The organism is Pseudomonas sp. B21-010, from assembly GCF_024749325.1.
Taxonomy (GTDB): Bacteria; Pseudomonadota; Gammaproteobacteria; order Pseudomonadales; family Pseudomonadaceae; genus Aquipseudomonas; species Aquipseudomonas kilonensis.
Genome location: NZ_CP087198.1, coordinates 3,446,565 through 3,470,070 on the forward strand (window position 1 = coordinate 3,446,565; position 23,506 = coordinate 3,470,070).

Genomic DNA, 23,506 nt, shown 5'->3' on the forward strand with positions numbered 1-23,506 from the left:
TCAGTCCTCGATCAACGAACGGGCGAACACATTGCTCGCCGGCTGTATCAAGTATTGCAACAGCGTTCGCGCGCCCGTGTTGACCAGCACTTCGACCGGCATTCCCGGCACCAGGGTCAGGTTGCCCAGCGTCTGACGCCCTTTGTCCGTCAGTGCCACGCGTGCCAGGTAATAAGCCGTGCCGGTGTCCTTGTTGATCAGGCGGTCGGCGGAAATCTGCACCAACCGCCCTTCGATGACGGGCGTGGTGCTGCTCTTGAACGCGCTGAAGCGAATGTCCGCCAGCTTGCCCAAGGCGATGCGGTCGATGTCCATCGGCGACACCTGCGCCTCGATGATCAGCTCTTCGTTGGCCGGAACGATGTCCAGCAGCGCAGTGCCCGGGCTGACCACGGCGCCGAGGGTATGGACCGTCATGCCCATGACCATTCCGGACTCCGGCGCGAGGATATCGGTACGTTGATCGCGGTCCTGCAGGGTGGCCAGTCGTTCGCGCAGTTCGTACACCTTGGTCCGTGCATCGCCCAGCAGGCCGGCGACTTCGCTGGCGAAGGTCTTTTTCAACTGCAGTATCTTCAATCTCGCCTCGTCGATATGGACATGCGCTTGCGCAATCTCGGACTGGCTTTCAGCTATTTCGGTTTGCAGGCGAGAGAGGCTGCGCTCCTGCTCGCGCAGTCGCTGTTTGTCCACATAGCCTTCGGCAAGCAGTGCCCGCAAATCGACTATTTCTTCTTGATAGGAAGCCGCCAGCGCCTGCTTGCTGGCGATGATGGCCTTGAATCCGCGAATCTGTTCTTCGATTTGTCCGATGGTCTTCTCTTGCAAGCCGATTTCGCCCAGCAACGAGGTCCGTCGGGTCTGGAAGATCCGGGCTTCACTGTCGCGGGCCTCTTGCACTCGTGGGTCCGCGGGATCCAGGGCAGGCACCGCCAGAGGCTCGGGCAGTGCGTCACGCTCAGCCTCCAACCGGGCCTGCAATTGAAGCGCGGCAATCAACTGGCTGCGCGTCGTTTCCATTTCCGAACGGGCCTGGGTGTTGTCGAGCACCAGCAACACATCGCCGGTCTTGACCAGGTCACCGTCATGCACACGCAGTTCGCGCACGATGCCGCCCTCAAGGTGCTGCACCGTCTTGCGGTAGCTTTTGACCGTGACCACGCCGGGCGCGAGTGCCGAGCTGTCGAGCGGGGCCAACGCAGCCCAGCCACCGAACAGGCCAAAGGTGACCAGCAGCATGAGGTAGCCGACGCGTCTTACCGGCGTGTCATCGACAAGCAACGCGGTGGATGAGTGTTGACTGTTTTGCATGAAATCGCTCATCCGCTTCCTACAGTTGAATCGAGGCAGCCTGGCGGGCTGCAGGTGTTGCGTCGCGCAAACGGGCCAGGACCTGATCCCGCGGCCCGAACAGACTGAGTTCGCCATGATTGAGAACCAGCAATTTATCCACCTGCGCCAACACCCCGGGTCGATGGGTAATGACAAACACCGTGGCCCTGCTCTGCTTGAGCTTTTGCAGCGCCTCGGCGAGCATTTTTTCGCCGGCCTCATCCAGGTTGGAGTTTGGTTCATCGAGCACCACCAGGCGCGGCTCACCGTACAAGGCGCGCGCCAGGCCGATACGTTGCCGCTGGCCGCCGGACAATCCACCACCATTGGCGCCGATCAAAGTGTCGTAGCCATCGGGCAGTTGCAGCACCAGCTCATGCACACCCGCCATGCGCGCGGCGGCGACAACGGCAGGTGCGTTCACCGGGCCGAAGCGGGAGACGTTCTGGCTGATCGTGCCTTCGAACAACTCGATGTCCTGGGGCAGATAACCGATGTACTGGCCCAACTCCTCCCGACGCCATTGGCTGATGTCCGCGCCGTCCAGGCGTACGGTGCCGGCCAGGCTAGGCCAGACGCCCAGCAGTGCCCTGGCCAGGGTCGACTTTCCAGCGCCGCTGGGACCAATGATGCCCACTACTTCGCCCGCGGCCACCTGAAAGCCCACGCCGCGAATAATCGGCTTACGAGCGTCCGGGGATCCGGCCGAAAGGCCCTCGACGCGAATCGCCCCTTCAGGTGCCGGTAGCGACATGCGCTCAGGTTCGGCGGCAATCTTGAGCAGCAATTCGTGCAGCCGGGCATATTGCGAACGGGCCCCCAGAAAGCCTTTCCACACGCCGATCAGCTGATCGATGGGCGCCAGCGCGCGCCCTAGCAAAATCGAGCCGGCAATCATCAGTCCGGACGAAATCTCGTGATTGATCGTCAGATAGGCGCCCAGGCCCAGCACCAGCGACTGCACGATCTGCCGGAACGTCCTGGACACCGAGGTCATGGTCGCGGCGCGGTCGCTGGCCAGGCTTTGCAGGGCGAGAATCTTATGGGTCCGCCCGCTCCAGTGCTGGCGCAGGCTGGCAAGCATGCCCATGGACTGCACCACTTCGGCATTGCGCAAGCTCTTGTTGGTGAAGGCGGTGGCGGCCATCTGTTCGCGGTTGGCAACTTGCAGCGGTGAGTGGGTAAGCTTTTCGTTGGCAAAGGCCAGCGCGCCCAGCAACACGGCACTCACGACCCCCATCCAGCCGTACCAGGAATGAAACATGAACATGACAGCCAGGTAGATCGGAATCCACGGCGCGTCAAAAAACGCAAACAGGCCGTTGCCGGTCAGGAACTGGCGCAAACCGTTCAGGTCGTTCAAAGGCTGGGCCGTGGCATTCATGCCGCTGGTATTGAGCGCCTGCTTGAAACTGGCGTCGAACAGACGCTGGCTCAGCAGCGTGTCCAGGCGAGTGCTTATCCGTACCATGATTCGCGAACGGACCCACTCCAAACCACCCATTGTGATCATCAACAGCAACATGATCAGCGTCAGCATCAACAGCGTCGACAGGCTGGCGCTTCCTACCGCGCGGTCATACACCTGCAGCATGTAGAACGAAGGAACCAGCATCAGCAAGTTGACGAAAAAACTGAAAAAACCAACGGACAGAAAACTACCTTTGCAGACGGCAAGGGCGCCTTCCAGCTCGGTCCTGTTGTGGGCTGACATGGTTCATTACCTGAGGTCCGATTCTGATCAAACCTGAAAAATCACAAGGGCACAGGTGCGTGAGCGCCTGGAATATCTTTCGACGGACACCACTGGAGCACCCGCGCAATCGGTTCTACCGCGCTGTATCGGCACGTTCGAGCGGTTCTTAAGGAACATTGGTGTAACGGGTATGGGCCATGCGATTACGTCGACGTTGGGTTGGGGAAGCCTGGTAGCGACTTGGCTTTTCCAGGCGGGCTGGTGAGTATATCCATTTCTGCGGTGTGGGCTGCAGCGGCTTACTTTTGAGATGCCGGAATGCCGGCCCAGGCACAAGCAAAAGCGAGGCGACCTTATAACCCGCCTGTTTTTTGATGATCGCGTTTCCCCTGTGGGAGGGGGCTTGCTCGCGAAAGCGGTGGTTCAGTTTGCAGTGATGTTGGATGTGATGGCGTCATCGCGAGCAAGCTCGCTCCCACAGTTTTTTGTGTCGTACTCAGACAGTGTGAACACCCGAAACCCCATGTGGGAGCGAGCTTGCTCGCGAAAGCGATGGTTCAGTTTGCAGTGATGTTGGATGTGATGGCGTCATCGCGAGCAAGCTCGCTCCCACAGGAGGAACGCGGTCCACGAAGAACCAGGTCGGCTACTAGGCCGCCTCGTGGTGGACGTTGATCTCGGGCGCCCCGTTAAACCACGCTGGCCGAACGCAGGCATTGCGCAGTGGGCACCTCGGCATGGATGCCGAGGTAGCCGCGCTGGGCCATGGATGGCCCTTCGCGGCGGCCCACGGAGCAATGCCTTCGTTCAGGCATGCCGAGCCTAAGCGAGGCACCGAGTGGTGGGGCAAAAGCGTTTTTGCTTACTTTTGGCGCTCTTCCAAAAGTGAGCCGCTGTAAGAGCGGAACCCTAAGCAGCCGTTACCGCAGCAACGGATATACACACGCCCCCTAAACCTCAGGCCCCCAACGTCGAAACAACACGCTGGCATTAACCCCACCAAACCCAAACCCATTGGAAAGCGCATAGGTAATCGGCATCTGCCTGGCCTCCAAGCCAACCAGATCAAGCCCCGCAGCGGCCTCGTCAGGATGAACCAGGTTCAGGGTAGGCGGAACGATCTGGTCCCGAAGCGCCAACACCGTAAAAATAGCCTCAATGCCCCCGGCCGCGCCCAGCAGGTGCCCAGTAGCGGATTTGGTAGAGGTAATCGCAACACCGGAGCCCGTGCCGAACACCGAGCGAACGGCGGCCAGTTCACCGCTATCGCCAACCTGGGTAGACGTCGCGTGGGCATTGATATGTTGCACGTCCGAGGGGCTGACAGCAGCCTGGCGCAGCGCCTGTTCCATCGCACGCCGAGCGCCGTTGCCGTCCTCCGGGCCCGCCGTCAGGTGGTAGGCATCGGCGCTGGTGCCATAACCCACCAGTTCCGCCAGGGGCTTGGCCCCGCGTGCCAGGGCATGTTCCAGCGATTCGATCACCAGCACGCCGGCGCCCTCGGCCATGACAAAGCCGTCGCGATCACGGTCGAAGGGACGCGAGGCCTCCTGCGGGCGCTCGGCAAATCCCGTGGACAGCGCGCGAGCCGCCGCGAAGCAGCCCAGGGTGACACGATCGATTGCCGCTTCGGTACCGCCGCACAAGGCGATATCCGCCTCACCGCTCCTGATCAGCCTGGCCGCATCGCCAATCGCCTGCACCCCAGCCGCGCAGGCCGTTACCGGCGCGCCAAGCGGCCCCTTGAAACCATGGCGGATGGAAACGTGCCCCGCCGCCATGTTGGCGAGAAAGGCCGGCGCCGTGAACGGTGACAAGCGACGTGGGCCGCGGGCGTCGGTGGTACGCACGGCATCGGCAATCGCGCCAAAGCCACCCACGCCCGACGAGATGATAGTGGCGGTCCGCTCCTGGTCAGCCGCTTCGGTCGGATGCCAGTTGGCCTGGGCCAGGGCTTCGTCGGCGGCTACCAGAGCGAACTCGATGAAGCGATCCATCTTCTTGCGATCCTTGACCGGGATGATGCGCTCCGGGTCGTAACCGGCGATGGCGTCCTCCTCCAACGACGGCACCTGGCCACCCACCGCCACGCCAGTTCCCTCGGTAATATCGCCAGACAGGATGCGAATGCCGGAGCGCCCGGCCAGCAGGCGCTGCCAGACTTCTTCGACACCACAACCCAACGGGCCGACAATGCCCACGCCGGTGACGACGATGCGTTTTTGACCTTGGGAAGTCATCATTGAAACCTCTTCATATCTCAGTCGATGTTCACTAAAAAGCACAAGTGCGCTGCTTAAGCCTGCACAGCTGTCTGAGCGTGCGCTGAAGGGTCAGGACGGATCCTGAACCAGATGGAATACATCGCCGGCAGGAACACCAGCGTCATGATGGTGCCAACGAACGTGCCGCCGATCAGCGTGTAGGCCAGCGTCCCCCAGAACACCGAATGCGTCAGCGGAATGAAGGCCAGGATCGCCGCCAGCGCCGTCAGCAGTACCGGGCGGGCCCGTTGAACCGTGGCTTCGATGACCGCGTGGAACGGGTCCAGCCCTTCCTGTTTGTTGTGATGGATCTGCCCGATCAGGATCAGTGTGTTGCGCATCAGGATGCCCGAGAGTGCGATCAGGCCGACCAAGGCGTTGATCCCGAACGGCTGCTGGAAAATCAGCAGGGTCGGCACCACGCCAATCAGGCCCAGCGGTGCGGTGAGGAACACCATGATCATTGCCGAGATCGAACGCACCTGCGCGATGATGATCAGCAGCGTCAGGGCCACCATGATCGGCACCAGCGGCACGATCGCCTTGCCGGCCTTGCCCGACTCCTCGATGGCGCCCGCCTGCTCGATCCGGTAGCCGCTCGGCAGCGTCTCGATGACCGGCTGCAGTGCCTTCATGATCGCGCTCGAAACGTCCGGTGGCTGCAAGCCTTCGGCAATGTCGCCGCGCACGGTAATGGTCGGGGTGCGATCACGACGACGAAGAATCGGATCCTCCATGCGCACATCCACTTCACCCACCTGGGACAACGGAATGCGCTGGCCCGCCGCGCCCACCAGGGTGAACCCTTCGATCCTGGCCGGATCGAGGCGAATGTCACCGGCAGCACGACCGACCACCTGCACCGAACGGATGCCCTCGCGAACCGCCGTGATCGGCACCCCCGCGAGCAGGAACTGCAATTGCTGCGCGACGGCATTTGACGTCAGGCCGACCGCCTGCAAACGATCCTGGTCCAGGGTGAAATGCAACGTCGGCGCCAGTGGTCCCCAGTCGGTATTGACGGTTCGCATCAGCGGGCTCGCCTGCATGACATCCTGGACCCGGCCCGCGATCTCGCGCAATTTCGACGGATCAGGCCCCATCACCCGGTAGGCAACCGGAAATGGCGAGTACGGACCGAACACCAGTTGCGTCACCCGGATCCGCGCTTCTGGGGCGAGCCCCTCGGCAGCCGCCTCACGGAGACGGAACTTGAGGATCTCGCGCGCTTCCTGGCTGTCGGTCAATACCACGATCTTGGCAAACGAAGGATCGGGCAGTTCCGGTGCCATCGCCAAATAGAAGCGTGGCGCGCCTTGGCCGATGTAGGCCGTGACGATTTTTGCCTCATCCTGTTTTTGCAACCAGGCCTCGACCTTGGCGGTGGCGGCGCTGGTCTGCTCGATAGAGGTTCCATAGGGCATCTGCACTTCGACCATCACCTCGGGACGATCTGAGGTCGGGAAGAACTGTTTCTTCACCAGCCCCATGCCGAGAATCGCCACGACAAATGTCGCGATCACGGTGCCGGCCACCCACCATTTGCGCGCGATGACGCGGGTCAGGACCTGGCGAAAACGATTGTAGTGGCGGGTGTTGTAGATGGCTGCGTGACCGCCCTCGACCGGCTTGATGTCCGGCAACAGCTTCACCCCCAAGTAAGGGGTGAAGGCCACCGCCACCACCCAGGAAGCGATCAGGGCAATGCCGACGATCCAGAACATGTTGCTGGTGTACTCACCGGCGGTCGACTGGGCGAAGCCGTTAGGCATGAATCCGATGGCCGTCACCAGCGTGCCGGACAGCATCGGCGCGGCCGTATGGCTCCAGGCATACGCGGAGGCCTTGATCCGGTCGTAGCCCTCCTCCATCTTCACCACCATCATCTCGATAGCGATGATGGCGTCGTCCACCAACAGCCCAAGTGCCAGGATCAACGAGCCCAGGGTGATCCGGTCGAAGTTCTTTCCGGTGGCCGCCATCACCACAAACACTATCGCCAGTGTCAACGGTACGGCGGCTGCGACCACAACGCCTACACGCCAGCCCATGCTGAGAAAGCAAACGAGCATTACGACCAGCAGCGCGACAAAAAACTTGACCATGAACTCGCCGACGGCCGAGTCAATGTTCACGGCTTGATCGGTGACCTTGGTCAACGTCATGCCCAGCGGCATGCCTTCATTGATCCTGGCCGTCTCCGCGTCCAGGGCCTTGCCCAGGTCCAGGCCGTTCCAGCCCTCGCGCATCACGACGCCCAGCAACAGCGCTTCTTCGCCGTTATTGCGCACCAGGAAGGTGGCCGGATCTTCATAACCACGCTCAACGGTCGCGACGTCCGAGAGCTTGAGCGTGCGACCTTGAATCGCCAGGGGCGTGTCACGGATTTTTGCCAATTTATCGAAGGCACCGTCTACCCGGAGCAAGACCTGTGGCCCGTTGGTTTCGATGGAACCGGCGGGCGTGAGTACGTTCTGGCTGTTCAGCGCGGCGAAGATGTCCTGGGGCGAAACGCCCAAAGTGGCCAGCCGGTCATGGGAGAAGGAGACAAAGATGCGTTCGGCCTGCTCGCCGATGATGTTGACCTTTTTCACACCCGCCACGTGCAACAGGCGTTGGCGCAACGCTTCAGCATCGCGCACCAGCAACCGTTGTGGCTCGCCTTTGGCTTTCAGGGCGAAAAGCGCGAACGTCACATCGGAAAACTCATCATTGACCATCGGCCCAATCACTCCCGCTGGCAACTTGAGTGCTTCGTCCTGGAGCTTTTTGCGCGCCTGGTAGAACTCCTCCTGCACTTGCGAAGGTGGCGTGCGATCGACCAGCGACACCATGGTGAAAGCTAGGCCCGGACGGGTGTAGGTTTCCGTGCGGTCGTACCACTTCAGCTCTTGCAGGCGCTTTTCAAGCGGTTCGGCGACCTGGTCCTGCATCTCCTGGGCGGTCGCGCCTGGCCATGCCGTGATGACGGTCAACTGCTTGACCGTAAACGGTGGGTCCTCGGCACGTCCCAGTTGGAAGAACGCCAAGGTGCCTGCGACGGCAATCAGAAAGATCAGGAACACGGTAATGGAGCGCTCGCGAACAGCGAGTGCCGACAGGTTGAGGCTCATGGACGGCCCCCGGCAACCTTCACGTCACCCGGTTGAGCCAGCCGCACTTGCTCACCTTCACGCAACAGGTGGGCGCCGAGCCCGACAATACGCTCGCCCACATTGAGCTTGCCGGCGACTCGCGCAGCGTCATCGCTCAAACTCAGGATTTGCACAGGTCGCCAGGTGACTTTCGCCGGTTCCCCGTCTATCACCCACACGCCGGTGCCGGTGCCCGGGTCAAAAACGGCAGCGATCGGCACTTGCAGCGCCTGCCGTTGCGCGCTGTCTTCGGCGATGCGAAGGGTGACGGTCGAACCCAGCGGCGCAGTGGCCAGTGCACCCTCCAGCACATACCGAGCCTCGAAGGTACGCGTCACGCGGTCAGCCGAATCCGAAAGCAGCCTCAGCTTCGCGGTGACCGCCCCCGTGGTGACGCCATAAAGCGTCGCCTGTGCGGTGGAGCCTGCGGCAGGCCGCAAGGTCTCGGGCAATTGCACAACGGCTTCACGCTGCCCTGCCCGCGCCAGTCGAACCACGGTTTGCCCGGGGCTGACGACTTGCCCAGGCTCGGCGAGCGTGTCCATCACCACGCCGTCGGCATCGGCGAGCAACATGGCATAACCAGACGCGTTCTGGGCAACGTCAGCCTGCGCTTGTGCGGCACTCAGTTGTGCCTTGGCAGTATCGGCAGCGGCTTTTATCTGGTCGTAGCCCGAGGCGGAAATAGCGCCTGCGGCGACCAGGTCGCGATAGCGTGCCTCGTCATCGGCGGTCTGCTTGGCCCGGGCCCGAGCGGCAGCGACTGCCTCTTGTTGGGCTCGCGCCTGCAGCCCCAGGTCGATGGGGTCGAGGCGCATCAACGGCTGCCCCCGTTTGACGACCTGTCCGCTATCGACCAGGCGCTCAAGCACCTTGCCCGCTACCCGAAAGCCCAGGTCGCTCTGGACCCGAGCCGCCACGACGCCGGTAAAAGATCGCGAGAGATCAGACGAACCCTGGACTTCAGAGACCCGCACCAAGGGCGCAAGCGTGCGTGGATCTTTAGCGGTGGATGAGTCGCCACACGCCGTCAGGACGAGAGGCAACAAGCAAACGGCAAAGGTGACAGGTCGAAGCCGGAGCATAGGTTCCCTTTTGGTTTGGGCAGATAGGACAGGAGCCTCATTCTCAATCTAGTGACCATTACTGTCAATCGTCACAAGCCATCACATTGCATTGATTGCAGCAATGCTTGCCGATTAACAGATCATATTGCCGCTGCGTCCTATGAGTGTTCATTGACAGATTGTGACCACAATATAATATGGTCACAAACCATCCATGGCTCCAGGAGTCTCAATGTCGCCCCTCCACCCCGCCGCTTTGCTGGTGAGCTTCAGCTTGATGACAGGTTGCACGGTCGGTCCGGACTACCAGCGTCCGAACGCTGCGCTGGCGCATCGTTACCTGGGCCAGGCGTCTGTCGAGCAGAGGTCCGCAGCGACATCGGCCAGCCTCGTCACGTGGTGGGAAGGCTTTGCTGACCCAGTGCTCAGCGACCTGATTGCCCAGGCACTTGAGCAGAACCTGGACCTGGCGCAGGCTTCGGCCCGTGTCACCCAGGCACGGGCAGGCCTGGGTGCTGCAAATGCCGCGTTATTGCCCTCTGGAAACATCAGCGGCCAGGCCGCCCGCTCATACCAATCCGTGGAAACACCCCTTGGCCAAGTGCTGAACTCGACGCCCGGATACGACCGGTACGGGAACGCTTACGAACTTGACGTGGGGGCCAGCTGGGAAATCGACCTCTTCGGCGGCCTGCGCCGTGGACGCGAGGCCGCATTGGCCCAATACCAAGCTAGCGAGGCAGGCGTCGCGGCGACACGACTGGTCGTTGCCGCGCAGACCGCCGATCTCTACATCACTGCCCGCGGGTTGCAGGCGCGGCTGGACATCGCCAATCGACAAGTCAAGACGCAGCAGGATCTGTTGGAGAAAGCCCAACTGCTCTACAGCAAGGGCCTTGCGGCCAGCTATCAGGTTCATCAGGTCGAGGGCGCCCTGTCACAGGTCCAGGCGACGGTGCCCGTGCTGCAGACCGGCCTGGACGCTGCCATGAATGCGTTGGATGTCATGCTTGGCACGTCGCCCGGTACCCATCGCACGCAACTGGCGAACGGACGAAGCATCCCTCTGGCGCCACAGATAACGACCATGGGCACCCCCGCTGACCTGCTGCGCCGCCGACCAGACCTGATCGTGGCCGAGCGCCGTCTTGCCGCCTCCAATGCGCGTATTGGCGAAGCCGTCGCTGAGTACTACCCGAAATTCTCCCTCAGTGCGTTGCTGGGCAGTGCCACAGCGGTTTCCGCGGGCAACCTGTTCACCGGCGACGCCAGCCAGGCGGTTGGCGCTCTGGGCCTGCGCTGGAGACTCTTCGACTTTGGCCGCATCAATGCGCAAATCGATCAGGCCAAGGGCCAGGAAGCCGAAGCACTGGCGGCTTACCGCCAGTCCGCATTGCGCGCCACCGAGGACGTCGAGAACGCCTTCTCCGCGCTGGTGAATCGAGAATCCCAGGCGAGCACCCTCACCCAGGGCGAAACCTCGCTGACGCAGGCCCGCCAATCGTCATTCATTGCCTATCAGAAAGGCACAGCCAGCCTGATCGATGTCCTGAATGCCGACGCGACGCTGCTGCAAGTCTCCGATGCACGGGCGCAAGCACGCACAGAATCGGCACGGGCGGCGGTGGCCGCATTCAGGGCGCTCGGTGGTGGCTGGCAGCCTCCTGAGGCCCAGCCGGTGGCGACTCGCTGAGTTGACCAAATCACCCAACGCTTGCAGCCCTTCTCCTTCAGCTCACAACCAGAGACCAACGACATGAAACCGAACGAACGCTCCTGGGTGCTCATCACTGGCGCCTCAAGCGGATTTGGCGAAGAGTTTGCCCGGCAATACGCAGCACAAGGGAAATCGCTCGTCCTGGTAGCGCGCAGGCTGGATAAGCTCGAAGCGTTATCCGCTCAGTTGCGCGAACGCTTCGCCATTGATGTGCTCGTCGAGCAAGTAGACCTGTCGTCGATCCCCGCGGTCATCGAACTGCATAAGCGTCTGAGCGAGCGAAAAATAGTGGTCGATGTGCTCATCAACAATGCGGGACATGGACTGCAAGGGCCTTTTCTGGATCAGCCTCTGGATCGTTCCCTGGCCATGATTGATCTGGATATCGCCAGCCTGACGGCCCTGACTCACGTCTTCGCGGCAGACATGCGAGTCCGCAAGCGTGGACACATCCTGATGGTCGCCAGCCTGCTGTCTTTTCAAGGCGTGAAGAATTTTGCCGTTTACTCTGCCGCTAAAGCTTACGTGCTGCGCTTCTCTGATGCGTTGCATCGTGAACTCAAAAGCGACGGCGTCATCGTGACGGCACTTTGTCCAGGGATGTCGGATACAGGGTTTGCGCAAAGCGCCAGGCAAACGATTACGCCAGCCTTGAAAATGGTCATGATGCAGCCACAACCCGTGGTCCGCGCAGGCATTCGAGCACTGCAAGCCGGACGATTGAGTGTCGTGCCGGGCTTTGGCAACAAGGCAATGACCGTCCTGACCTGGGCCACGCCGCGTCGGTTTCACCAAGGTCTCATGGCACGCATCATGGGAGCCTGAAAGGATGGCGAAGCGCTCTGAAAGCCGGGAGTCAGCCTATACTCCCGGCCGGTAAAGCGGCACTCGATCAGAAGCGATAGCTAACGGAAGTACCCAGGCCGCTCGCACTGTTCCTGTACTTGGAGCTGTAGGCACCTCGGGCTGGCGAGGTTTCGTTGACCCGTACGCTCTCCTCCCACAGATAGGAATAAGCGACGTCGATCGTGACGTTGTCCACTGGCGTCCAGCCGGCGCCGAAACTGACGATTTTTCGGTCGCCAGTAGGAATCCGTGGCCCACGGTTGGTGTTGTTGGCGGGCGACTGGTCGACCGAGAAGCCTGCGCGTAACACCCACTGGCTGTTCAACTGATACGCCGTGCCAATGGCGTGAGCCCACGTGTCGTGCCAGTTCTGCTCTTCGGTAATGGTCCCCAGCGCACCGCTCAATAAAGGTGGCAAGCCCGTATTCTCGATGGTCAGCTCCTTGAAGCGACTCCAGCGTGTCCAGGTGCTGCCCGCGTACAGGGTCCAGTCGTTATCGAGCTGGTGCGTCACCGAGAAGTCCACGGACTCCGGGGTGTCCACATCCAGTGAAGCGTCATAGCTCTCGCCGCTGACACCTAACACGCTAAAGATGCCGTTGGTGACCTTGGTCTTGGCATCCAGGTGGTAGCTGACCTTGGAATGGTAGGTCAAGCCCACACGGGTTCGATCCGTCGCCTGCACCAGCACTCCGGCATTGAAACCAAGGGCCGTATCGTCGCCGTTGCTTTTGAGTTTTCCATCATTGCGACCCGGACTCAGTGGGTTGGGCACTGTGCCGGTTATCTCGCCACTGATACGGTTGACCGTCGGACCGAACCCGATCGAAACCCTGTCATTGAAGGCATAGCTGATGGTGGGCTGGAACGTGAGCGTCGTGACCTCGCTTTTGTTGCCGTAGTAGCGCCCGGCAAAGTCGCTGCCGTAATCGGTAATCAGGCCGAACGGCACATAGAAACCCACGCCGAACGCCCAATGTTCATCGATGGGCTTGACGTAGTAACCCATGGGTACGGTGGTCGTGGGCACGACGTCGCCGTCCTCCTGGCCGCCAAAGGTACTGCGGGTCTGGCTGATGTCATTCTTCGCGAAGAGCGTCGCCGCCCCCAGGCTGACCTGCTCTGATTTCAGACGAGACATGCCCGCGGGGTTGCCGAAGACGGTGCTCGCGTCCTCGGCCGAGGACGAGCGACCGGCAAACCCCGATTCCATCCCGCTGATGCTCTGTTCATTCAGGGCAAAACCGCTTGCGAGCGCATGAGAAGTGGCGAATGCAACGACGAGGCCTACGGGGGCCTTGAGTATTATTTTTTTCATTATTGGGACTCTGGATTGGAACTCTGGGGGCTGCAGCCTGGGTTGTTTGGACTAGGTAAAAATCGCCACCGTCTGGCGCGCCCAAAGCACGCGGCGGCCGCTTTCGTCCCATATTTCCATGTCCTGTAGCGAGTACCCTTCCAGTGCCTGCTGGCTGAAAGAGCTAACAAGAAACCATTCGCCGACAGCGGCTGGCTGCGGCAGGTCAATCATCCAGGACGCGGAGCTGATAGCGGCGGGTTCGGTGAAACAGGTCATGGCGGCCGGCGGCAAACTGTCAGCCAGTGCAATCAGGGCAACGGCCGGGTCCACGCCCTGGGCATCCAGATGGCGTACCCACATCAATAATTCGGGACTTTCAGCACCGGACACCGGCAGCGAACCGCCCGCAGGACGCATCTCGAAGTTATAAGCACAGGCCGGAGCAATCTTGCTGTCCAGCGCCAGGGTGGCGTAGTGGGACGGTCCCGCCACAAACGGCCGGCCCCAGGAATCGTGCGTAATCCTGCTCTCCCGGGGCTGGGCGAACAGCAGGATCGTGCGCAACGCCAAGTCATCACCCGACAGACAGTCGACGGATACCGAGGTGACTGATCGCCCTTGGCGCAACACGCTTACATCGAACGTCTGGGCCTGTGTCACCGGGGCGATGAACGACACCTGGGCGGACTTGAACGCAGGGAAGTCCGCCGGACGTTCCCGCAAGACCGCCTGCAACGACAACGCCGCTGAAAGCCCGCCAAAGATGGTACGACCTTGCTGCCAGTTGGGCGGAGAAACAAAGGGGGCGTCTGGATCGAATTGCTGCAGCAGTTTGGCAAAGCTCGTCATACCGACGCCCCAGGCTAAGAGCAGATGCGTCATATTTATTCATGTGACCATTTGTGTCAATAGTCACGAACTGGATAAATAAAGGCGACCATCAACCGCTGGAGCAAGAGGTGAATCGGATGGGTAAAGGCGTCGCCTGCAATGACCTGGGTGCAATCTTCAGCCACAGCTCAAGGCATGAGGCTGCGCAAGATCAGGTTGCAGGTGAGCGTGGGGGCAACCTCGACGTAATCGAGGCTGTACTGCAGCAGCAAGGGATTGACGAAAGGCCGCAGCGCCAGATGGATCGCGTCTACGGTTTCGTCCAGTGGCGTCTTGCGTTCGAACTCGCCCAGTTCCCGTCCCTCGCGCACGATTTGCAACACGAAACTCTTGATCCGAGCGTTATAGACTTGCGAACTGGGCCATTGCTCCGACGCGGAAAACGCCGCAATGTCATAGAGCTTGCGATCATTGAAAAACAGATTTACGCCTGTGGTGATCAGGGCCTTGACCAGGCGGCGAAAACGCTCCGTCGCTGAAAGCCCGTCTTCGCTGATGGCCTGCTCCACCGCCGCGACGATTTCTGCCAGGCACTGGCTGCAGATGGCCTCGCCAATCGCCTGCTTGGAGTCGAAGAACTTGTAGATGTAGGCCTTGGAGAACCCGATGGCCTTGGCCAGGTCGGACACCGTGGTCTTGCCATAGCCGTATTGACTGAAATGCTCGTTGGCCGCCGCGACAATCTGGTTTCGAATGTCGTGATCGGCGGGGCCGCGGGTGCTGGGCGAAGGTATTGAGGGCTGGTTCATGGGAGCAGCTTACGCATCCTGAGGAGGGTTGACAATCTGTGACCAAATTGTAATTTAGTCATAAACCGCTCAAGACTCATGAATGGCATTCGCATGTATTTGCCTATTTTCCCATCTAGCCTCTGGCCAGACCGATACCTATCGCTGAGAGCCTTATTTCGATATTGGAGAGGATGCAACGACAGAGGCCGAAACATTCAACGCAGTACCGCAGGCTTGAGCACCTCCTCGCACCACTGACGGAAATGAGTCGGCGTGGTCGATTGAGGCGTTCGCAATTGAGCCTTATCGAGTCCATTGTTCTTCGCGACCATCATATCCAGCACACCCTGCGCCATTGCGGGCGACATGCCAGCCCCCAGCAAGCCATCCTTGAAATCGTTGTAGGCCACTTGCTGGAAACGCACAGGTTTGCCCAGCACCTCGGAAATGATTTGCGCCATGTCATTGAACGACACGTCCTCAGGACCCAGTACGGGCACGTCGTCGTAACCGGTCCAGTCTCGGTCCATCAACAGCTTGGCAGCAACGGCGGCGATGTCGCGAGTGGCGCAGGTGGGCAGTTTCAGATCCCCTGACACTGGCGAGTAAAACACCCCCGCGTCTCTGATGGAGTCAACATGGCGCAGGATGTTGTCCATGAACGTCGGCATCGCCAGTGCACGATAATTTACCCCTGTGCTGGCGATGAGATCATCCATCGCCAGAGAGGCTGACACCAGGCCGGCATTACCTGCAACCCCGCGCCCCAGGCCGGAGACACCGACAACATGTCCGACAGCATGGCGCTTGATCGCGCGACAAGCCGCCTGGCTGAAGTCCAGGTAAGCCGCCTCGACACTGAGCGCACGAGGATCAGGGGGAACCAGCCAGAACACCGAGTCGGCGCCTCGAAAAGCACGATCGACAACCTCGTCATCGCTGTGAGAACCCGCAACGACTTCGACGCGCTCCAGGGTATGCGCGGGCAGCCGCGAAGGATCGCGGGCTATCACACGAACCGACGCACGTTCAGCGAGAAGCCGTTCAAGCACCTGGCTACCAATATTACTGGTTGGGGCGGTGACAACTATCATGATGCACTCCATTCGACAGGCCGTATCAACAGGCCTGAGTGCGCACACAGTAGTCGCGAGGATCGATACGATCTATGCTCCAGCGTCCCAAGTTTCTTTGCCATCGTCCGGAATGCCCATGGATCCGCTTTCAGACCTCCTCTCGCTCTTCAGGCCACACAGTTACTCCTCCGCGGGGTTGGACGCTGGCGGAGAATGGGCAATTCAGTTCAGCACCTTTGACGCCAACAAATTCAATGCCGTTATTTCCGGCCGGTGCTGGCTGGTCATGGACGGCATTCCCGAGCCTATAAGGCTGGAGACCGGCGATTGCTTCCTGATACCCGCAGGGGGACGACGGTTTCGCCTGGCTAGCGATCTCGCCTTGCCCACCGTCGATGCCAGCAACCTCTTTCCTGCGACTCGTGCCGACGGCATCGTGACCTACAACGGCGGTGGCGATTGTTTTCTTGCCGGCAGTCGTTTTACGTTAGCCGCCGAACATGCCCAGTTCCTCATGGGCCAGCTCCCGCCTATCGTGCACATTCGCAACAGCTCGGCGCAGGCCGATCTGCGCTGGTCACTGGAGCGGATGCGATACGAATTGCGCGAAAACCAACCGGGAGGTTCATTACTCGTCAAGCACCTGGCGCACATCATGCTGATTCAGGCCCTGCGAGCGCACCTCGCGCAAGGAGCAACAGAGCATGTCGGTTGGTTTTACGCCTTGGCCGATAGAACCATCGGGACCGCGATCGAAGCCATGCATAGTCAACCCTCCCATCGCTGGACGTTGCAGGCATTAGCCAAGCGCGCCGGACTATCGCGGTCCAGCTTTGCTCTCAGGTTCAAGGCGAAGGTCGGCACCTCACCCATGGAATACCTGGGACGTTGGCGAATGCTGCTGGCGGCGGACAAGTTGTTGAATGCCAACGACTCGATATCATCCATCGCCTTGTCACTCGGTTATGAGTCGGACAGCGCGTTCAGCACCGCTTTCAAACGCATCATGGGGTGTTCGCCCCGGCTCTACGCGGCACGAATGGCAAACCCCGCGCAGAATCAGCTGCTCCCTTGACATCAAAAGGCACAACACCATCGTGCCTTTGTTTTGATCATTTCGCGAAAAGCTGGCTCATATCCTTGAACGCCTTGAATTCCAGCGCATTACCGCAAGGATCGAACAGAAACATCGTGGCCTGCTCCCCCACCTGCCCTTTGAAACGTATGTAAGGCTCGATCACAAACTCGGTGCCAAAGGATTTCAGCCGCTCGGCCAGCGCCTCCCACTCCTGCCAACCCAGAATGATGCCGAAGTGAGGCACCGGCACGTCGTGCCCATCTACCGGGTTGCTGTGGACACTCTCTTGGGAAGCGGTCTTCGGCTGTTCATGAATAACCAACTGATGACCGTAGAAGTTGAAGTCGACCCAGTGGGCGCTGGAGCGGCCCTCTTGCAACCCAAACACCTCGCCATAAAAGGCCCGAGCGCCTGGAAGATCATAAACTGGGATTGCGAGATGGAAGGGAGAAAGGCTCATCACGGTTCCTGTTGCTTTTGTAAGGACCGGGCCATCGTAAGGCCGGGCTAAAAACAAGAAAAACAATATATTTCTCTCAGTAACACAATTAATATTTGTGAATGATCAAAGAACTCAAGACCCTTATCGCCGTAGCACGGGAAGGTACTTTCGCTGCCGCAGGCAATAAAATCGGCCTCACCCAGGCGGCGGTCAGCGCGCAGATCCAGCGTCTGGAGGCCGAGCTTGGCTTCGAGATTTTCGACCGCAAGGGACGCTCGGCTCATCTCAATCGGATGGGCCATCAAATACTCTTGCAAGCCCAGGAATTGTTGCGCCTTTACGACAATCTTGGCGCGAGCCCTGCCGGGCTTGCCCCCAGCGTCCTGGTGAACATTGGCGCTATCGCTTCGGTGCAGCGCTCCTTCCTGCCAGACGCGCTCGCCAGGTTTCACCAGCAATGTCCGCAGTGCCGCACGCGGGTCCTTCCCGGCGTGTCGATGGAGTTGATCAACCTGGTGGATGCCGGCGAAATCGACATGGCCGCCATCATCCGCCCGCCTTTCTCGCTGCAAAGCGATCTGCGCTGGATGACGCTGGCGCTGGAGCCGTATCGACTGATCGTTCCGAGCGCGCTCCCCGGAGACGACTGGGCCGAACTGCTTGGCAGCCAACCCTTCATTCGTTATGACCGGGCGTCATTCGGCGGCCGGCAGGTGGACCGTTTCCTGCGCAAGATGCATTTCGCCTTGCATGAAGTCAGCGAGCTGGATGAACTGGAGGCCATCATCAAGCTGGTTGGAAACGGCGTCGGTGTGGCCCTGGTGCCGCAAACCGCGACCCACCGCAAATGGCCTGAGGGTGTACGTGCCCTCGACCTCGCGGAGCACACCTTCCACCGTGATGTCGGGCTCGTCCATCGAACTCGACCAAGCCTTGCCGAACCGGCGGAGATACTGGTGCAACTGATAGCGGCGCAAGCCCAGGCCGACGTTGGGCTCATCCCATAGTCCTGTCCGCAAAAGAACGCGTGGCGCACTTCCTTCAAACAATCTTCCTCACGAAGCTATCGGCCAATACCACCTGATTGCGGCCCCGCTCCTTGGCACTGTAAAGGGCTTGATCGGCCTGCTTGAGCAGTTCGTCTGCCGTCCCCTCCTTGATGAACGCCATCACTGCCAGGCCAATACTCACGGTCACCATGCCGAACGGTGACATTTCGTGGGGCAGTGCCAGGTCTTGCGTCGCTTGGCAAATGGCCTGGGCATGCTCCAAGGCCTTGTCGATCCCCGTGCTGGTGCTGGTGATGAGCACAAATTCCTCGCCGCCGTAACGCGCCAGCCGATCACCCGCCCGCTGGGCATGGGTCTTCAGTGCCTGGGCGACCCTGCGCAAGCAGTCGTCACCCGCCTGATGCCCGTAGTGGTCGTTATATTTCTTGAAATAGTCGACGTCGATCAGCATCAGTGACAGCACGGTGCCTGCACGCAAGCTGCGCCGCCATTCACTGTGCAGCACTTCATCGAAATAGCGACGATTGGCAATACCGGTCAAGCCGTCGGTGTTGCTCAGCTCATACAATTGTCGATTGGCTTTTTCGAGTTCGGCGGTGCGGCCCTGCACCTTGAGTTCCAGATGTTCATGGGCGTCCTGGACCCGCTCGACCATTTTGGCAAAGGCGCGGGCCAACTCACCGATTTCGTCAGAGGAGTGGGTTGGCAACTGCTGGGCACGCAGGCGCTCCTTGCTTATCCCAAGGAGTCGCGCCGCCTGGATCAAGCGGAACAGCGGCGCCGCCACCTGTTTTTGCAGAATGGAACGCAAGATGAAGATTTCCACCAACAGGGTCAGCAGCCCAAGAATAACCACGATCGCCAGGTTATCCAGCACCGCCGGGGTCATCAGCTTGCGCGGGTAATGGACAGCGAGCGCCCAAGGCGTATCGGCAATGAGGCCTATCGCAACGATGTCGTCTTGGGTCTGGACGATCCGCGCCTGGCCAGGCGCCAGCGCGGGAACGGCTTCGAGCAACGGGTAGTATTGAGCCATCTTGAGCGACTGGATGGATGCCTTGCCCTCGCTGCTCTTGACCTGTTCCATGACGCCCGGATGGTAGATCAGCGTGCCTTCATCATTGGCGATGAACAGTGTGCTATACGCACCGTGCATGGCGGGTTTGGCGGTACGTTTCATCAGCTCATCAAGCAGCACATCGACACACGCCAGGATACGGTGCTTGCCGGACCCATCGGCCACATCGGGCGTGGCGATGGTCGTCATCCAGGCATTGTTGGAGAAATCCCAATACATGCGGGTAAACAGTGTGTCGTTGCCGGGCGTGCCGAATCCGCGCTCATAGAACTCATAGGTTTCCAGCTTGAGGGCTTCGGGCCCCGAGTAGGTGAATACCTTGGCGATGTCGGCGTCCTGATAGATGGGGAAGCCTTTTTCGGGCACCACACCGTAGAAATTGAATAGACGGCCCTTGGTGCTGGAACCGTACTTGTGGGACAGGATGTAGGACAGGGCAAAACGCGCCTTGGTGTCGTCGTTGGGCGCGATGTCAGGCGCGTAGGTCGCAGACATCTCGGCAAAGCGGCGCCCGTCGGCCAACGGCTGGCCTTCGAACAGCTGAGGGCGCTGCGTATAGGAGCCGTCTTCGTGACGGTAGAATATCTGCTGGAAGTCGTTCACCAGCCTGGCTTGCATGCCAGGGCGAGACAGGATTTCCTTGAACTCATTGAGAAAGTTCTGTTGCAGATCCTTGATTTCACGAAACGGCAAGGCTTCGCGCTGCAAGGACTGCTCGGTAGACAACAGCAACTGCCCGGTCACCTCTCTTTCGATCGAGGTCGAGTTGACATAATAGGAAATCGCCCCCGCGCTCAACGACACCAAGCCAATGCGGAATATGGCAAGACGCAGTGCGCGCGTGGTGAGCGAGTTCTTACGGGATACGACCTCAGGGGATTCTTGCACCATCTATCAACTTCCTTTACTGACCCCGCACCGAAACCTGCGATCCCCCTTTTATGCATAGGGCGATGACGCTTGATCGGTAAAACTGGGTTACTGCCGAGGGCCAGAGATTTACCCCCTCTCAATATGTAACGGACCCGTTGCTCCGTTACTTGAGCGGTTTGTCGATAAATAAAGTGGGTGGACATTCCAATCATCCGCATGGGTGCTAACGGCCTTTGAATTAACCGCCTTGATCCGGTATCGACTCAAGGTTTTTATCGACGGGATGATCTATACCTTCAGAGACACGCGGTCAGGCCAATGCAACAGACTGACGTGTCCAGATAAACGACTGCGGCGAACCCGCGCGGGATGCGCCGCATCACATAAAATCGGCCAGCAGCACGCTGCTCCCGGCGCCGCCTCGTAGAATGACGCCCCCACTTTTCCATGCCTGAAGTATCGATCATGAGCCCGAGCAAACGCGTCTTGAATGCACCCACCAGAGCGCTATCCAGGCTTTGTCTGCTGTTACCGCTGTTGGTTGTCAGCAACGCACGCGGTGAACCCTTGGAGATAGAACTGCATATCCTCGACGCACCGCCGCTGACATTCGTCGACGACCCCAGGGGCCACGGAATCGTCGGCGATGTCGCCGTGGCAGCCATGACCAAGGCCGGGTACGCCGTGAAAATCCATGTGCTCCCCTGGGCCAGGGCACAAAAGCACGTCAGTGAAGAACACGACCACTTGATCACACCCCTCTCGCGCATCCCCACCCGCGAGGATCGCTTCACCTGGATCGCCTCGATCATGCCCATGGAGCGCGCTTTTTTCAGCCTTGAGCGGCGCGTGAGCAGCTTCGCCCAAGCGAAGGAAACCTACCGCAAGATCGGCGTCGGCCTGGGCAGCGCACAGGAAGATATCCTGCGCACCGAAGGGTTCAGCGATGAACAGATCTATCCGCTGGCCATTGGCGACAACCCCGCCCAAATGCTGTTGATGGGGCGTATCGATGCCTGGTTCAACGGCGTGCCGGAGAGTCTGTACATCTGGCCGAAGGTGTCCAAGCGCAAACTGCTCATGAGCAAGGTCGGCAGCAGCGCTGACCTTTACCTGGCCTGCTCGAAGCAATGCTCGCCAAAAATGGTCGAGGATTTGCGCAAAGCGGTTGAAGCGCTTCGCGCGGATGGGACCATCAAGCGGGTCCATGATGTTTATTTGCCGGACTAGGCTTGAGCCAGGTCACCCGGCGACCATCAATAAATTTGATATAAAAGGAAACAAAGCCCGTACTTGAGCAATCCAACCACTCAAGACTTGCCGAAGCCAATGTGGGAGCGAGCTTGCTCGCGATAGCGGTATGACCGCCAATGAAGATGTTGAATGTGAGCCTGCTATCGCGAGCAAGCTCGCTCCCGCAGGTTTTCTGCTGATCATTCCAGCCAACGCACCACCCCTGTGGCGAGGGAGCTTGCTCCCGCTGGGTTGCGTAGCGGCCCCTCTTTGTGAGCGCTTTGCGCTCAAGCGGGAGCAAGCTCCCTCGCCACGGCTTCCCTTGCTTTGTCCAAAGTGCCCCGCACTCCCGGACTAGAGGCCTTATCGATGGCTTATATCATTCTGAGTGATAGTTACCTTTGCTTCATTCGATTCGTTCCTCTGCCTTGCGCCACGCATCATCCGCCCATTCTCAATACATTGGCGGATGCTATCCATGGAACATTCACTTTCAAAACTGCGTTTTCCCCTCGCGCTGCTGGCGGTGCTGGTGATGAGCGCCTGCGGCAAGACTCCCGACACGGCAGCGTCCATGCCGCCGGCCAAAGTCAGTGTGGCCAAGGTATTGGAGCAACCTGTCAACGAATGGGATGAGTTCACCGGGCGCCTTGAAGCGCCGGAAACCGTCGAGATCCGCCCACGGGTTTCCGGGCAGATCGACGAAGTGGCCTTCACCGAAGGTGCGCTGGTCAAGAAAGGCGACCTGTTGTTCCAGATCGACCCACGCCCCTTCCAGGCTGAAGTACGTCGTCTCGAAGCCCAACTGGCCCAAGCCCGCGCTACCGCCACCCGCAGCGAGAACGAAGCCCAGCGTGGCGAACGCCTGCGCTTGAGCAATGCCATTTCCGCCGAGCTGGCCGACTCGCGCACCAGCGCCGCCCAGGAAGCCCGCGCTGCCGCTGCGGCCATCCAGGCACAATTGGACCTGGCCAAGCTGAACCTGAGCTTCACCCGGGTGACCTCGCCCATCAGCGGTCGCGTCAGCCGGGCGGCCATCACCGCCGGCAACCTGGTGACCGCCGACGTCACCCCGCTCACCAGCGTGGTCTCCACGGACAAGGTCTACGCCTACTTCGATGCCGACGAACGTGTCTTCCTCAAGTACACCCAACTTGCCCGCCAGGGCCAGCGCGGCCAGGCCACTCCGGTCTACATGGGCCTGTCCAACGAAGACGGCAACCCGCACCAGGGCCAGATGAACTTCGTTGACAACCAGGTCAACCCGCAGACCGGCACCATTCGTGGTCGCGCCGTGTTCGACAACAAGGACGGCGCCTACACCCCAGGCCTCTATGCCCGTCTGAAGCTGGTGGGCAGCGGCACTTACGCCGCCGTGCTGATCAACGACGAAGCCGTCGGCACCGACCTGGGCAAGAAATTCGTGCTGGTGATGGACGCCGAGAACAAGCCGGCCTATCGCGCCGTCGAACTGGGTCCGAAGATCGAAGGCCTGCGCATCGTGCGCAGCGGCCTGAGCAAGAACGACACCATCATCGTCAAAGGGCTGCAACGAGCTCGTCCAGGTGCACCGGTCACGCCTGAAACCGTGCCGATGGCCAGCGATGAAACCATTGCCGCCCTGGCACAACAACGTAAAGCGCTCGAAGCCAGCAACCTGCCCCAAGTCGCGCCATCCAAGGACGCGTCAGGGGCGGCAGGCAAATTGGCCGCTGCCACCCCACGCGGTTAAGGGACT

17 protein-coding genes are annotated in these 23,506 nt (G+C 60.3%); 6 read left to right on the forward strand and 11 right to left on the reverse strand.

What is annotated here, in order from left to right; translation table 11 throughout:
- The 5 genes from LOY50_RS15065 to LOY50_RS15085 all read right to left on the reverse strand — a co-directional run bounded on the left by LOY50_RS15065 (position 1) and on the right by LOY50_RS15085 (position 9,511).
- Positions 1-1,323: an HlyD family type I secretion periplasmic adaptor subunit gene (locus LOY50_RS15065; RefSeq protein ID WP_214510280.1), complete on the reverse strand. Its 1,323-nt coding sequence runs from the start codon at positions 1,321-1,323 to the stop codon at positions 1-3.
- A 7-nt stretch (positions 1,324-1,330) separates the two neighbouring features.
- On the reverse strand, positions 1,331-3,046 hold the full coding sequence (locus LOY50_RS15070) for a type I secretion system permease/ATPase (protein WP_258688164.1): 1,716 nt from the start codon (positions 3,044-3,046) through the stop codon (positions 1,331-1,333).
- 932 nt (positions 3,047-3,978) lie between these two features.
- Positions 3,979-5,271 carry a beta-ketoacyl-ACP synthase II gene (gene fabF, locus LOY50_RS15075; protein WP_258688171.1) on the reverse strand — a complete coding sequence of 431 codons (1,293 nt, stop codon included), beginning with the start codon at positions 5,269-5,271 and terminating at the stop codon, positions 3,979-3,981.
- A 53-nt stretch (positions 5,272-5,324) separates the two neighbouring features.
- Entirely contained in the window at positions 5,325-8,405 is a 3,081-nt protein-coding gene (locus LOY50_RS15080) for an efflux RND transporter permease subunit (protein ID WP_258688173.1), read from the reverse strand.
- Complete coding sequence (locus LOY50_RS15085; protein ID WP_258688175.1) at positions 8,402-9,511, reverse strand: efflux RND transporter periplasmic adaptor subunit; 1,110 nt, start codon at positions 9,509-9,511, stop codon at positions 8,402-8,404. Before LOY50_RS15085 ends, LOY50_RS15080 begins: the two co-directional genes overlap by 4 nt.
- Positions 9,512-9,725: 214 nt before the next feature.
- Between LOY50_RS15085 and LOY50_RS15090 the strand changes: the two genes are divergently transcribed.
- The gene (locus tag LOY50_RS15090; RefSeq protein WP_258688179.1) at positions 9,726-11,186 is read left to right on the forward strand and encodes an efflux transporter outer membrane subunit; all 1,461 of its coding nucleotides are present in this window, start codon (positions 9,726-9,728) and stop codon (positions 11,184-11,186) included.
- A 63-nt stretch (positions 11,187-11,249) separates the two neighbouring features.
- Positions 11,250-12,035, forward strand: a complete 786-nt coding sequence (locus LOY50_RS15095) for an SDR family oxidoreductase (protein ID WP_258688181.1) — start codon at positions 11,250-11,252, stop codon at positions 12,033-12,035.
- 67 nt (positions 12,036-12,102) lie between these two features.
- On the opposite strand, the gene LOY50_RS15100 is transcribed toward LOY50_RS15095, so the two are convergent.
- The 4 genes from LOY50_RS15100 to LOY50_RS15115 form a co-directional block, all read right to left on the reverse strand.
- A complete protein-coding gene (locus LOY50_RS15100; RefSeq protein ID WP_258688184.1) occupies positions 12,103-13,374 on the reverse strand; it encodes an OmpP1/FadL family transporter in 1,272 nt (423 codons plus the stop codon).
- A gap of 51 nt (positions 13,375-13,425) precedes the next feature.
- Positions 13,426-14,238: a thioesterase family protein gene (locus tag LOY50_RS15105; RefSeq protein ID WP_253475149.1), complete on the reverse strand. Its 813-nt coding sequence runs from the start codon at positions 14,236-14,238 to the stop codon at positions 13,426-13,428.
- Between the two features lie 137 nt (positions 14,239-14,375).
- A complete protein-coding gene (locus LOY50_RS15110) occupies positions 14,376-14,996 on the reverse strand; it encodes a TetR/AcrR family transcriptional regulator (protein ID WP_003202289.1) in 621 nt (206 codons plus the stop codon).
- Between the two features lie 197 nt (positions 14,997-15,193).
- Positions 15,194-16,072 carry an NAD(P)H-binding protein gene (locus tag LOY50_RS15115; RefSeq protein WP_053180084.1) on the reverse strand — a complete coding sequence of 293 codons (879 nt, stop codon included), beginning with the start codon at positions 16,070-16,072 and terminating at the stop codon, positions 15,194-15,196.
- Between the two features lie 118 nt (positions 16,073-16,190).
- Between LOY50_RS15115 and LOY50_RS15120 the strand changes: the two genes are divergently transcribed.
- The gene (locus LOY50_RS15120) at positions 16,191-17,129 is read left to right on the forward strand and encodes an AraC family transcriptional regulator (protein ID WP_253475153.1); all 939 of its coding nucleotides are present in this window, start codon (positions 16,191-16,193) and stop codon (positions 17,127-17,129) included.
- 37 nt (positions 17,130-17,166) lie between these two features.
- Here the strand turns inward: LOY50_RS15120 and LOY50_RS15125 are convergent, their stop codons facing one another.
- A complete protein-coding gene (locus LOY50_RS15125; RefSeq protein WP_018601473.1) occupies positions 17,167-17,592 on the reverse strand; it encodes a VOC family protein in 426 nt (141 codons plus the stop codon).
- Positions 17,593-17,693: 101 nt separating this feature from the next.
- Here LOY50_RS15125 and LOY50_RS15130 point away from each other — a divergent pair, with 101 nt between their 5' ends.
- Positions 17,694-18,581, forward strand: coding sequence for a LysR substrate-binding domain-containing protein (locus LOY50_RS15130; protein WP_253475158.1), 888 nt, complete (start codon positions 17,694-17,696; stop codon positions 18,579-18,581).
- A 34-nt stretch (positions 18,582-18,615) separates the two neighbouring features.
- Here LOY50_RS15130 and LOY50_RS15135 read toward each other — a convergent pair whose 3' ends face one another.
- Complete coding sequence (locus LOY50_RS15135) at positions 18,616-20,553, reverse strand: GGDEF domain-containing protein (RefSeq protein ID WP_258688190.1); 1,938 nt, start codon at positions 20,551-20,553, stop codon at positions 18,616-18,618.
- A gap of 447 nt (positions 20,554-21,000) precedes the next feature.
- On the opposite strand from LOY50_RS15135, the gene LOY50_RS15140 reads away from it, so the two are divergent.
- Positions 21,001-21,765: an ABC transporter substrate-binding protein gene (locus LOY50_RS15140; RefSeq protein ID WP_258688192.1), complete on the forward strand. Its 765-nt coding sequence runs from the start codon at positions 21,001-21,003 to the stop codon at positions 21,763-21,765.
- 481 nt (positions 21,766-22,246) lie between these two features.
- Positions 22,247-23,500 carry a multidrug efflux RND transporter periplasmic adaptor subunit MexE gene (gene mexE / locus LOY50_RS15145; RefSeq protein ID WP_092142931.1) on the forward strand — a complete coding sequence of 418 codons (1,254 nt, stop codon included), beginning with the start codon at positions 22,247-22,249 and terminating at the stop codon, positions 23,498-23,500.
- Positions 23,501-23,506: the final 6 nt, after the last annotated feature.